9 protein-coding genes are annotated in these 12,247 nt (G+C 62.1%); 2 read left to right on the forward strand and 7 right to left on the reverse strand.

What is annotated here, in order from left to right; genetic code table 11:
* Nucleotides 1-60 precede the first annotated feature (60 nt).
* A complete protein-coding gene (locus ACN2XU_RS17775) occupies nt 61-663 on the forward strand; it encodes a nucleotidyltransferase family protein (protein ID WP_419411804.1) in 603 nt (200 codons plus the stop codon).
* Nucleotides 664-789: 126 nt separating this feature from the next.
* Here ACN2XU_RS17775 and ACN2XU_RS17780 read toward each other — a convergent pair whose 3' ends face one another.
* Nucleotides 790-4,266, reverse strand: a complete 3,477-nt coding sequence (locus ACN2XU_RS17780) for an Ig-like domain-containing protein (protein WP_419411805.1) — start codon at nt 4,264-4,266, stop codon at nt 790-792.
* Nucleotides 4,267-5,156: 890 nt separating this feature from the next.
* Here ACN2XU_RS17780 and aroQ point away from each other — a divergent pair.
* Nucleotides 5,157-5,588, forward strand: a complete 432-nt coding sequence (gene aroQ, locus ACN2XU_RS17785; protein ID WP_419411806.1) for a type II 3-dehydroquinate dehydratase — start codon at nt 5,157-5,159, stop codon at nt 5,586-5,588.
* A gap of 354 nt (nt 5,589-5,942) precedes the next feature.
* Here aroQ and phoB read toward each other — a convergent pair whose 3' ends face one another.
* The 6 genes from phoB to ACN2XU_RS17815 all read right to left on the reverse strand — a co-directional run bounded on the left by phoB (nt 5,943) and on the right by ACN2XU_RS17815 (nt 12,195).
* Nucleotides 5,943-6,632 (reverse strand): phosphate regulon transcriptional regulator PhoB, encoded by a 690-nt coding sequence (phoB, locus tag ACN2XU_RS17790; RefSeq protein ID WP_419411807.1) that lies wholly within the window; start codon nt 6,630-6,632, stop codon nt 5,943-5,945.
* Between the two features lie 16 nt (nt 6,633-6,648).
* Nucleotides 6,649-7,377, reverse strand: a complete 729-nt coding sequence (phoU, locus tag ACN2XU_RS17795) for a phosphate signaling complex protein PhoU (RefSeq protein WP_419411808.1) — start codon at nt 7,375-7,377, stop codon at nt 6,649-6,651.
* Nucleotides 7,378-7,381: 4 nt separating this feature from the next.
* Nucleotides 7,382-8,182, reverse strand: a complete 801-nt coding sequence (pstB, locus tag ACN2XU_RS17800; protein WP_419411809.1) for a phosphate ABC transporter ATP-binding protein PstB — start codon at nt 8,180-8,182, stop codon at nt 7,382-7,384.
* Nucleotides 8,183-8,224: 42 nt separating this feature from the next.
* Nucleotides 8,225-9,583, reverse strand: a complete 1,359-nt coding sequence (pstA, locus tag ACN2XU_RS17805; RefSeq protein WP_419411810.1) for a phosphate ABC transporter permease PstA — start codon at nt 9,581-9,583, stop codon at nt 8,225-8,227.
* Nucleotides 9,583-11,049 (reverse strand): phosphate ABC transporter permease subunit PstC, encoded by a 1,467-nt coding sequence (gene pstC, locus ACN2XU_RS17810; protein ID WP_419411811.1) that lies wholly within the window; start codon nt 11,047-11,049, stop codon nt 9,583-9,585. The genes pstA and pstC overlap by 1 nt, the downstream gene beginning before the upstream one ends.
* A 111-nt stretch (nt 11,050-11,160) precedes the next feature.
* Nucleotides 11,161-12,195 (reverse strand): PstS family phosphate ABC transporter substrate-binding protein, encoded by a 1,035-nt coding sequence (locus ACN2XU_RS17815; RefSeq protein WP_419411812.1) that lies wholly within the window; start codon nt 12,193-12,195, stop codon nt 11,161-11,163.
* Nucleotides 12,196-12,247 lie beyond the last annotated feature (52 nt).

The following is a 12,247-nucleotide window of genomic DNA, read 5'->3' on the forward strand; positions in this document are numbered from 1 at the left end:
CGACCGTTTCTGACACAGCTCTGGCTGACAAATGACCGCACTTTCTGCTATAAATGCCCCATGCATGATATTGCCATTCTGATCCCCGCTGCCGGCGCCAGTTCCCGGATGCTTGGGAAAGACAAACTGCTCGAAGTGGTCGACGATGCCCCGCTGCTGCGCAGGCAGGCCAGTCGTGCATTGGCCACCGGCTGCCATGTGACCGTCACCGTGCCGGATCACGACCATCCGCGCTGTGCGGCGTTGGCCGGGCTGCCGGTGCAACTTATTGCGATCCCGGATGCATCCGACGGCATGTCTGCTTCGCTGCGACGCGGGGTTGGACTCCTGCCGAAGGGGATGTCTGCCGTGATGATACTGCCCGGTGATATGCCTGACCTTGAGACTGCGGATATGATGCAGCTTATCAAGGGGTTCCGCGCCCTTCCTCATCCGATGCTTCAACAGGCCTGCGGCGCTGACGGAACGCCCGGTCACCCGGTCCTGTTTCCTGCGGATTGCTTCCTCGCGCTGACCCGCCTGACCGGCGATCAAGGGGCGCGGGACATTGTCCAGGCAAACGCGCATCGGCTGGCGCGTATCCCGCTTGAAGGCAACCGTGCCTTGACGGATCTCGATACGCCGGAGGCTTGGGCCACGTGGCGGGCTGAGGTGATGGCTTAGCAAGATCGTTCAATCTATTGATTTCAAATAAAAATGAGGCAGGTCACCCTGCCCCGTTTCTTTGTCTGTCCGCACTTGAGAAGGCGTTTGGCCCAGCCCTGTGGGGCTGAACCGAAACCATCCCAATCACTTTGTCAGAAGCTGTGCTTCGTGCTTTTTCAGCGAGCGGCGCGCGGCGCCATAGGCTTCGAGGCCCTCGGCCTGCTCCAGTTCGGGGAACAGCTCGAAGATTTCTTCAAGTTGCGCCGTCCCGATGCCCTTCAGCGTGTAATCTCCAGGCTGGAAGCTTTCGGTCCAGGCGCCGTTCGACAGGATTACTTCGTGGTTTTCGAACATCACGTGAATGTACGAGACCCCGAGGCTTTCGACCTCGTCCACCCCGTCAAGACCGGTCAGGTGCTTGGCCGCGACCAGAACTTCCCGCTCTTCAAAGTAAAGCGCGGTCTTGTCGTTGGCCACCAGGATGCGGTGATTCGGCGAGACCAGCATATCGTGCTCAGGCAGGTTATTCCCAAGAACGCCCTTCTGGATCAGGATCGGCTTGAAGTGCGGCTTGCGCGCCAGATCAAATCCGGTCAGGTCCTTGCGGCCCACCCATTTGATCGCCTGAATGCCGTTGTCACGGGTGATGACACGGTCGCCGGGTTCGAGATCTTCGACAAGACGCTCACCCTGCGGCGTCGCGATCAGCGTACCGGGGGTAAAGCACGGGACCACTTCTTCGATTTCGAAGAAGTCCATGGTGCCGGTGACATCGCCATCAGCATTGAGGAATTCGACGGTGCCGTCGATGCCGTTGCCGTTGCTGTCCGGCGAGGTGTCGACAATGCGCCAATCCTCGCCGCGCACCCCGACGCCGCTCAAATCGAGGATGTCGTAGTCATCCCCTTCCGCGCCGCCATCCACGGTGTCGCCGATGCCGTCTGCGGCGCTATCGACGACGATCACGTCGCGATCCGCACCACCAGAGATGCTGTCGTCACCTGCGCCGCCGTTCAGAGTGTCGCCACCCTGACCGCCGATCAGCGTGTCGTCGTCACCGCCACCGTTGATCGAGTCTTCATCGATGCCACCGTCAAGGTAGTCATTGCCAGAACCGCCAAGCAGAGTATCATCATCGTCGCCCCCAAAGATTGTGTCATTTCCGAGCGCGCCAATCAGACTGTCGCGGTCGTTCTCGGTGTTAACGTCGATGTCGTCGGTTAGTTCCAAGGCCGCCGGTGCGGAGCCGTCGATATAGTCGTCGTCCTGACCGCCGTCGATGGTGTCGGAGCCATGACCGCCAAGCAGCGAGTCGTTCCCTTGGTTGCCGGTGATGAGGTCATCATCAATGCCGCCATCCACCGTGTCATCGCCCTGTCCGCCGTCGATCGTATCATCGTCGTCGCCGGTTTCGATGGAATCGTTCCCGGTGTTGCCCTCGACATAATCGCGGCCATCCTCGGTGTTGGGATCAGAGGTGAAGCCCAGCGTCGGGAAAAACGGATCGTCGCCTTCGTAGTTCGAGAAGGTGTTGACGCCCGCAATGATCGTGTCATCGCCCGCGCCGCCAAAGATGGTATCGGCCCCCTGCGGGTCCACGAGGATGTCGTTGCCATCGCCCAGCGTGACAAGGTCGTTGTCGATGCCAGGGTTGACTACATCGTTGCCAGCGCCGGCATTGATGGTGTCGTTGTCGTCCCCGGTGTTGATCACGTCGACACCAGCGGTGCCGTCAACGCTGTCCAGATCGTCGCTCGGATCGGGGTCTTCGTCCAATCCGTTGAACGGGTCGTCATCCTGCAGCGACGGATCGACCGGGAAGATGTCCGTGTCGATGCGGCCGGGATCCGCAGGTGTGACGGTCACGATGATCTCGGCCGTGTCGGTGCCGCCGTTGCCGTCGTCGATGGTATAGGGAATCGTGTCTTCACCGATAAAGGTTGGATCGGGCACATAGGTCACGGTGCCATCGGGGTTGAGCGTCGCCGTTCCGTTGGTGGGCGTGCCGATCGCGACACAGACAACCGGATCGCCGTTGGGATCGCTGTCATTCTCCGTCGGATCAAGCGTGACGGGCGTGCCGACCTCCGTGGTTGGCGTGTCGTCGACAGCGACCGGCGGATCGTTCGGAGCGTCGTCGGACACGGTGACCGTAACGGTCGCAGCGTCGGTGCCGCCGTTGCCATCGTCGATGGTGTAATCGAACGTATCGGTTCCGGTGAAACCGGCGTCCGGCGTGTAGGTGATCGTCCCATCGGGATTGACCGCCACCGAGCCGTTGGCCGGATCGGTTGCCGATGTCGTGCTCAGCGTGTCGCCTTCGGGATCGGTGTCGTTGCCGAGCACGGTGAGGGTCACAGGCGTGCCGACGGTGGTCGTGCCAGCATCGTCGACAGCATCCGGCGCGGTGTTCGCATCCGTCACGGTGACCGTGATGGTGCCCTGATCGCCGAGACCACCCGTGTCGCGCAGCTCGTAGGTGAAGCTGTCGGTCCCGGTAAAGCCGGCGTTCGGCGTATAGGTCACGGTGCCGTCAGCATTCAGGACTGCGGTGCCGTTGGCGGGGGTGCCGATGGAGAGAACGGACAGATCGTCGGTGCTGTCTTCGGCATCCAGATCGTTCAATGTAGGGTCAAGCGTCACGGGCGTTGCGACGCCCGTGGTTTCGGTGTCGTCGAAGGCCACCGGCGGCGTGTTGGTTCCGTTATCAACCACCACGGTCACGGTTGCCGTATCGGTGCCGCCATTGCCGTCATCAATGGTGTAATCGAAGGTGTCAGTGCCCATGAAGCCCGCATCGGGCGTGTAGGTGATGGTCCCGTCGGGATTGACCACAACGGAGCCATTGGCCGGATCGGTGGCGGAGGTCGTGGTCAGCGTATCGCCTTCGGGATCGCTGTCGTTGCCCTGTACCTGAACAACAACGGCCGTATCGACCGAAGTCGTTTCGGTGTCGTCCACAGCGTCCGGCGCGGTGTTGCCATCCACGTCAACGGTGGTGAAATGCACGTCGGAAACGGTCACGGCCTGCTGCACGGTGCCGCCGTTTTCGTAAATGATCTCAATGCTGTGAACCGGCTGATCAATGGTCACAAGGAGCGAGCCGGAGGCGTCGGTAAACGTGCCTTCTGTTGTGCCTGTCGCGGTCTGCCCAGACGTCGCGACGGCGCCCGCAGGGGTCAGCGTGACCGGCACGAGGTTGCCCTCGGCGTCATAAGCGTTGACCGTGACGATGTCTTCGAAGTCTCCGGCGCCGATGTTGTCCATATCGCCGTTCAGGGAAGAAAAATCGAGGTCGTTGATGCGGAATGAAACGGCCTGCACCTCGTCGGTGAAGCTGTCGGTGTCCGTGGCGGTAAAGGTCAGCGTTGTGCTGGCGGTCGACGGCACGCCATCGTCATTCGCATCGTCGAACATCTTCAGGAAGGAATTCGGGTTCAGGTCTTCGCCATCGGCGACATAGCCTTCGGCGCTGTAGGTAAACGCGGAGGCATACGGATCGGCCGCATTGAACGTGACCCCGACTTCAACACCGCCGGTGTCGACCGCGACGCTCGCCCCGTCATCCAGATTGGTACCATAGGCGCCCAAAGCACCCCAGTTAAGAAACAGATCAGCCATCTTTCGACCCTCATTACCTTTCCCGGGGAGAACCCGGTTCGCAGTGTCGGCGACAATGCGCGCGGCACTGCCCGTTTCCTCAGTTACCCGTCAGGCTTGCGATTGATTGCGAAGTGTCACGGCAAAGCGCAACGCCCTGAAATAAGAGCAGACACACTTCGCCATAGCAGCACGGGCGGATTCTCCACCCTCGCATCACCTCGCATCCATCGCGGATGCTCAACAGATCAGCGGCCGCCCCCGTGGCCAACAGACTTCACCCCCCAGTGGGCTTGCGTTAATTAATACGCAATGACCGGTGACGCACAAAGGACAAAATTTGCCAACGCTTCCCCCTGGCCGGGCTGACCGGGCCAAATGTGACCGAATTTTCGCAAAGGCTGAGCGAAATTTTCATCACATTGTTTCCAGTTTTTCCGGAGTTCGCTTCGGTAAATCCCTTAGAATTTGTCGAAATCTTGATCTCCGGCTCAAATGGCGCTTTTGCAGCCGCATTGATTGTCCGCGCTTTGATAACAGTTGCCCGGCTCCGGAGATCTGGCCCGTGCGATCGCATTCGGTGACAAAATGTGGCGATATTCGCCACCTCGCGTGAACCAATCGCGACGCGACGCTGAGATTGTTCATGCGCGGGGCGGGTTTGCAGCACTCCTGGCTCGAATCATTCGGCCCATTTCGCCACAGTTTCGCTACAATTGAGACAGGCTCAGGGGCCGCAGATGCCGGGCTCGCCGTGATCCATGATATTGGCGATGCATTGCGCCATTGCCAGACGAAACCGAGGCGCGCGCCTCGGTCAAGGATGTCCTTGCGGCAGGCGTGGTGGCATTTTTCTTTTCAATGTCAGGCGGCTTGGCTACATCGGTGGCAAAATCGGGAGTGAGAATGGCATGAAGACGATCTATGTATTGAACGGTCCGAACCTGAACCTGCTGGGCAAGCGGCAGCCGGACCTCTATGGCACTGAGACCCTGGACGACGTGACCGCGCTCTGTACGCGTGTCGCCGATGACGGGTTCGCCATTCATCAGGCACAATCCAATTACGAGGGTGGCCTGGTCGACCTGATCCATGAGGCGCGCGAAAAAGCGTGTGGAATCGTAATAAACGCAGGGGCTTATACGCACACGTCCGTGGCCATTCTGGATGCGCTGAACACCTTTGAAGGACCGGTTATGGAGGTGCACATCAGCCAGGTGCACAAGCGCGAGAGCTTTCGCCACCATTCCTATATATCGATGCGCGCCGATGGCGTGATCGCGGGTCTCGGGACGGAGAGCTATGCTGCGGCCGTGCGCCGGATCTGCCAATTGGTGGGTTAACCTTTCGGGCGCGCCCTGCCCCGGTTAACGCAGCGCGCCGAGGGGTAACGGCGCGTACGTTGCCAGTGCAACGCCCATATCTTGTGATCAACGCCTCTGCCCGGCAGAGGCGTTAACCGTTTCGAGGCCAGCGTTAACGGGCGTTTGGTACGATTCTCGCCGAGTTTGGTACAAAATCCAAAAGCCGCATGCATTGTGATAGCGCTACCGGGCCAAACCCGCACATGACATTGCGTCAGAATTGGTTAATCACCGCGAAAACCGGGCAGCACAGGGCGGACATTCCGCGCCCGCAGGGAACCGGATTGCTTGCAGGAACCCGGCGCCGGTCGCTCAGGGCCGGTCGCTCAGGGCCTATCCGAGTGCATAGCCCGCCCCGCGCACGGTGCGCAGCGGGTCCTCGCCGCCGTGTTTGCACAGCGCCTTGCGCAGGCGCCCGACGTGCACATCGACGGTCCGGGTGTCGACGTAGATATCGCGCCCCCACACCCGGTCCAGCAGTTGTTCGCGAGTAAAAACGCGCCCCGGCTTTTCCATGAAGGTGGAGAGCAGACGGAATTCCGTCGGTCCGAGTTTCAACGGATCTTCGCCGCGGGTCACCCGGTGCGATTCAGAATCGAGCCGGATGTCCTCGTACTCCAGAACCAGCCCGGAGGCCGCCGGACGGCTGCGGCGCAACTGGGCGCGAACCCGCGCCATCAACTCGACCACCGAATAGGGTTTGATCACATAGTCATCCGCGCCGGTCTCAAGCCCGCGCACCCGGTCCACCTCTTCGGAGCGGGCCGAGAGCATGATGATCGGCACCGCACGCGTCTCTGGCCGGGTCTTGAGCTGGCGGCAAACCTCGATTCCGGACACCTTGGGCAGCATCCAGTCGAGCACGATCACATCAGGGTGCTCCTCGTCCATGAGCACAAGCCCCTCCTCGCCATTCTCGGCGGGCACGACGCGGAAGCCCTCCGCTTCGAGATTATAGCGCAGGACTTCCCGCTGGGCGGGTTCGTCCTCGACCAGAAGAACGGTGGGTTGATCGGCAGCCATGGGCGTGCTTCCTCTGTCAGTCGGTCAGCGGGGTGCTGAGCGCGGCATCGGTGGAGGTTTCATCCTGCTTGTCGCGCGCCTCTTCGGGTCTGCGGCCCGAGGTGAGAAAAACGACCTGCTCGGCGATGGAGGTGACGTGGTCGCCCATGCGCTCCATGTTCTTGGCAATGAAATGCAGGTGCATGCAGGCGGTGATATTGCGCGGGTCTTCGAGCATGAAGGTCAGGAACTCGCGGAACAGCGTATTGTACATCTGGTCGATTTCGCTGTCGCGGTCGATGACATCAAGCGCCAGCGCCTCGTCACGCTGGATGTAGCTGTCGAGCGCGTCCTTGAGCATCACTTCGATCTCGCGGGCCATGCGGCGCAGCGAGTGCGAAGCGCCGTCGATGTTCGGCATTTCGACCAGGACGGAGGTGCGCTTGGCCATGTTCTTGGCCAGATCGCCGATGCGTTCGAGGTTGGCGGACATGCGCATGACCGAGAGGATCACCCGCAGGTCGATCGCCGTGGGCGCGCGCAGGGCAATGACGCGGGCGGCCTCGGCGTTGAGCGCCTCTTCCATGGCGTCGATCACCTTGTCCCCGGCGCGGACCTTTTCAGCCAGCTCGATGTCCCGGTTCTCAAGGCTGATGGAGCCGTCGCGGATGGCAACTTCGACCAGACCGCCCATCTTGAGGATCTTGGCCTGAATGCCTTCCAGGTCGCGGTCGAAGGCTGAGGAAATGTGCTGGTACGTTTCCATGAGATTATCCAATCCGTCCGGTGATGTAGGACTCGGTCCTTGGGTCTACGGGGTTGGTGAAGATGGTGCCGGTCTCGCCGAATTCCACGAGATTGCCGAGGTGGAAGAAGGCGGTTTTCTGGCTGACGCGGGCCGCCTGCTGCATCGAGTGGGTGACGATGACCACCGAATAGTTCTGGCGCAGCTCGTCGATAAGCTCTTCGACCTGGGCCGTGGCGATGGGGTCGAGCGCGGAGCATGGCTCGTCCATCAGCAGCACCTCGGGTTCGGTGGCCACGGCGCGGGCGATGCACAGGCGCTGTTGCTGGCCACCGGAAAGGCCGGTGCCCGGCGCGTGCAGGCGATCCTTGACCTCGTTCCAGATCGCACCGCGTTTGAGCGCGGTTTCGACGATCTCGTCCAGCTCCGCCTTGTTCTTGGCCAGACCGTGGATGCGCGGGCCGTAGGCGACATTGTCGTAGATCGACTTCGGGAAGGGGTTGGGCTTCTGGAACACCATGCCGACCTTGGCGCGCAGCTGCACGGGGTCGACACGCTTGTCGTAGATGTCCTCTCCGTCGATCTCGATCCGGCCTTCGACGCGGCAGATGTCGATGGTGTCGTTCATACGGTTGAGTGTGCGCAGGAACGTCGACTTGCCACAGCCGGAGGGGCCGATGAAGGCGGTCACGGTCTTGTCTTCGATATCGACGTCCACGTCCTTGATGGCGTGTGTATCGCCGTAATAGACCTGAACGCCGCGCGCGCCGATCTTGATGTCTTTTGCGGTCACGTCTCTCTCCGTAAATAGCGGTGCGTCGTACATGGGTATACCCCTTTAACGGTGGCGCTCAAAGCGCGCGGCCTTTTACCAGCGGCGCTCGAAACGGCGGCGCAGCAGAATGGCGATGAGGTTCATGGTCAGAAGGAAGACCAGAAGGATGATGATGCCGCCCCAGGCGCGTTCGTAGTAGGCCGGGTCGGCGCGTTTCGCCCATTCGTAGATCTGGGCGGGCATGGCGGAATTGGGCGACAGGAAGCCCTCCGCGATGCCGTCGGGCACGTTCGTAGCGATATAGCCGACCATGCCGATGAGCAGCAGCGGCGCGGTTTCCCCAAGCGCCTGCGCGAGGCCGATGATGGTCCCGGTCAGGATGCCCGGCATGGCCAGCGGCAGCACGTGGTGAAAGGTGGCCTGCATCTTCGACGCGCCGATACCAAGCGCGGCATCGCGGATCGAGGGCGGCACGGCCTTGAGTGAGGCGCGGGTCGAGATGATGATCGTCGGCAGCGTCATCAGCGTCAGCACGAGGCCGCCGACCAACGGTGCGGATTGCGGCAGGTGGGCGAACTGGATGAACACGGCGAGGCCGAGAATGCCGAAGACGATCGAAGGCACGGCGGCGAGGTTGGAGATGTTCACCTCGATCAGGTCGGTCCAGCGGTTTTGCGGGGCGAATTCTTCGAGGTAGATCGAGGCGGCGACGCCGATGGGCAGCGAGAGCACAAGCACCACGATCATCATGAAGAAGGAGCCGAGCATGGACACGCCGATCCCCGCCTGTTCGGGGCGCGATTCAGAGGCGTCGGCTCCGAAGACGAAACCGGCGTTGAACGTCTTGGCGATCACGCCGCGCTCAACCAGCGCGTCGGTCAGATCCAGGTGTTCGGCATCGATGTTCTTGTCGCGGACGACGTCTTCGCGGTTCACCCGGCCCTTGAGGTAGCCATCGACGCGGGAGGCCGCGAGCATGCGAAACTCGACGGTCTCGCCCACAAGATCGGGGTTGGCCAGCACCACATCACGCACCTGCGCGGCGGCAGAGGCAGACAGGAGCGCCTTCATGTCTTTGGATTTGCTCAGCGGGGTTTCGATGCCCGCATCGGTAACGGCGGCAAAGATCGCCTGCTCGATGAGCGGGTTGTAGCCAAAGGTCGAGACCTTGGCCATCTCCTCGGGATCGCGGTTGCCGGACTTGTCGAGCTTGGCCGGGTCGAGATAGACCGGCACGGTGATGAAGGTCTGCTGGAACGCACCGACACCGGAGGACAGGATGGCGCCGATCAGGACCAGCAGGAAGAAGATCCCTGCTCCGATCGCGGCCAGCCCGTAGAGGCGGAAGCGCTTTTCGGACGCGTTGCGCTTGGTGGTGCGCGCGTCGGCCGTCGTCAGCGAGCCATGGCGGCGCGGCGTGTCGGCGGCGGGATTGATGGATGCGTCGGTCATCAGTCGTACTGCTCCCGGTATTTGCGCACGATGTAGAGTGCGAGAACGTTGAGCCCCAGCGTCAGGACAAAGAGGGACATGCCAAGGGCAAAGGCGACCAGAGCCTCGGGCGAGGCGAAATCGCTGTCGCCGGTCAGCTGGCTGACGATCTTGGCGGTCACGGTGGTCATGGCCTCGAACGGATTGAGCGAAAGCCGGGCGGCGGCCCCTGCCCCGAGCACCACGATCATCGTCTCGCCGATGGCGCGCGAGGCGGCCAGGAGAACGGCGCCGACGATGCCCGGAAGCGCGGCAGGCAGGATCACCTGTTTGATGGTTTCGGATTTGGTCGCGCCAAGCCCGTAGGAGCCATCGCGCATCGACTGCGGCACGGCGTTGATGATGTCATCGGACAGCGAAGAGACGAAGGGGATCAGCATGATGCCCATGGCGATCCCGGCGGTCATCACCGCGCGCTGCCCCTGCATCCAGCCCAGCCCGTCGTCGCCAAAGACGCTGAGCAGGATCGGCCCGATCGTCAGCAGCGCAAACAGACCGTAGACGATCGTCGGGATGCCGGCGAGGATTTCCAGCAGCGGCTTGGCAATCGCGCGGACCTTGGGTCCGGCATATTCCGACAGGTAGACGGCGGCGAAGAGGCCGATGGGCACGGCGACAAGCAACGCGACAAAGCTGATGTAGAGCGTGCCCCAGAGCAGCGGCAGAATGCCAAGCGAGGACGATCCACCCCGGCCCGAGAAGCTCGGCGACCAATCCAGCAGCATGAAGAAGTCAGCGGCCGGATAGAGGCGGAAGAACTCGATGGTGTTGAAGATCAGCGAAAGCACGATGCCGATGGTCGTCAGCACCGCGATGGAGGCGGCGGCAATCAGCAGCGCCTTGATGCCCTTTTCCACGGTGTTCCGGGCACGGAAGTCGAAATGCGCGTCCTTGAGACCAAACCCGAGCCCCGCCAGGGCAACGACGAGCACGGCAATCGCCATGACCAGCGTGGCCGTTGCGTTTTCGGAGCGATAGGCCTGCGCGGCGGCGAGAACCGGCCCGGTCAGTTCGGAGGTGACAACCTGCCCTGCGTCCTTGAGCCCCTGCGTCACGGCGGCGGCGTCGCTGCCGCTGGCGGTTGTCTGGGTCATCAGTCCCGCAGCGGTGGCAGCGTCGAGGCCGTCGGCGGTGCGGCGCACCTCCGCCATGACGAGCCCGAGGTTCGAGCCCTCTGCGATCTCGGTTTCGGGGATCATGCCGGAGACCGACATGTTGATCCAGATCGGCTGAACGATCAGCCAGAGGACCAGCAGCAGGAAGGCCGGTACGACTGCCTTCATCGCCACATTGGCGCCGTAGTAACTGGGCAGCGAGTGCATTTGGCGGATCTCTCCGCCGGCGCTGGCGAGGGCGCGGGTGCGGCCAAGGATGTATCCGGCGGCGGCTATCCCGAGCACGATGACGATGAGCCAGAGTAAAGGCATATGCCCCCCGTGTGTTGCGGTCTGGTTTGGGAAAAGGGTCTAAAAGAGTGAGGGGGCGGCGGAATATGCCGCCCCCTGCATGTCCGGCCTGGGGAAGGCCGGTCCGGCAGATTACATGCCTTCGTTCATGGTCACTTCGTCAGCGACGATGCCCTGGGTCTGTGCCAGCTCCGGATCGGAGACGAGGCCGTACTCGGAGAGCGGGCCGTCGGGACCTGCGATCTCGTCGGAGACGAAGAACGTGGCATACTCTTTCAAGCCCGGGATGACGCCGATGTGTGCCTTCTTGATGTAGAAGTACAGCGGGCGGGAGACCGGGTAATCACCGGCGGCGATGGTCTCGGTGGTCGGCTCGACGCCGTCCATGGTGGCGACCTTCAGCGTGTCGGTGTTGTTCTCGTAGAACGCGAGGCCAAAGACGCCGATGGCGTTGGTGTTGGCTTCGATGGAGGCGAGCGTCTCAGTGTAGTCGCCGTCGATGTCCACGGACTTGCCGTCGGTGCGCACCGCGAGGCAGGCATCCTCTGCGTCGTCCTCGGACATGCCCGAAGCGATCATGGCTTCCATGGCGCCGGTGGCTTCACAGCCCGCTGCGATCACCTTCTCTTCAAAGACTTCACGGGTGCCGTGCTTGGTGCCCGGGATGAAGGCGAGGATGTCTTCGGCCGGCAGGTCGGCGTTGAAGTCGGCCCACTGGGTATAGGGGTTGTCGACCAGTTCGCCATCGACAACAACCTTCGGCGCCAGGGCGTTGAACAGGTCGGACGGGGTGAAGGCGGTGTAGGCCGGGCCGTCGAGCTGCGATGCAAAGACGATGCCGTCATAGCCGATGCGCACTTCGATGATGTCAGTCACGCCGTTCTCGGCACAGGCCGCGATTTCCTTCTCGCGGATGGCGCGGGAGGCGTTGGCGATGTCGGTGTGCTCTTCGCCGACACCTTGGCAGAAACGCTTGAGGCCCGCGGAGGAGCCGCCCGATTCCACGACCGGTGTCGGGAAGTCAAAGTTTTCGCCGAAGGCTTCGGCCACGATGGACGCGTAGGGCAGCACGGTCGAAGAACCGGCGACCTGCACGTTGTCACGGGCAGCAGCGGAGGTTGCGGCGGCCGCGATGGCCAGCACGGAAGCGGTGAGCTTGATGTTCATGTCGAACTCCTGAAGTCTCGTGGCGGCCATCCCCTTGATGCCGCCTTAAGGG

This window comes from Pacificoceanicola niger, from assembly GCF_048553275.1.
Classification (GTDB): domain Bacteria; phylum Pseudomonadota; class Alphaproteobacteria; order Rhodobacterales; family Rhodobacteraceae; genus Pacificoceanicola.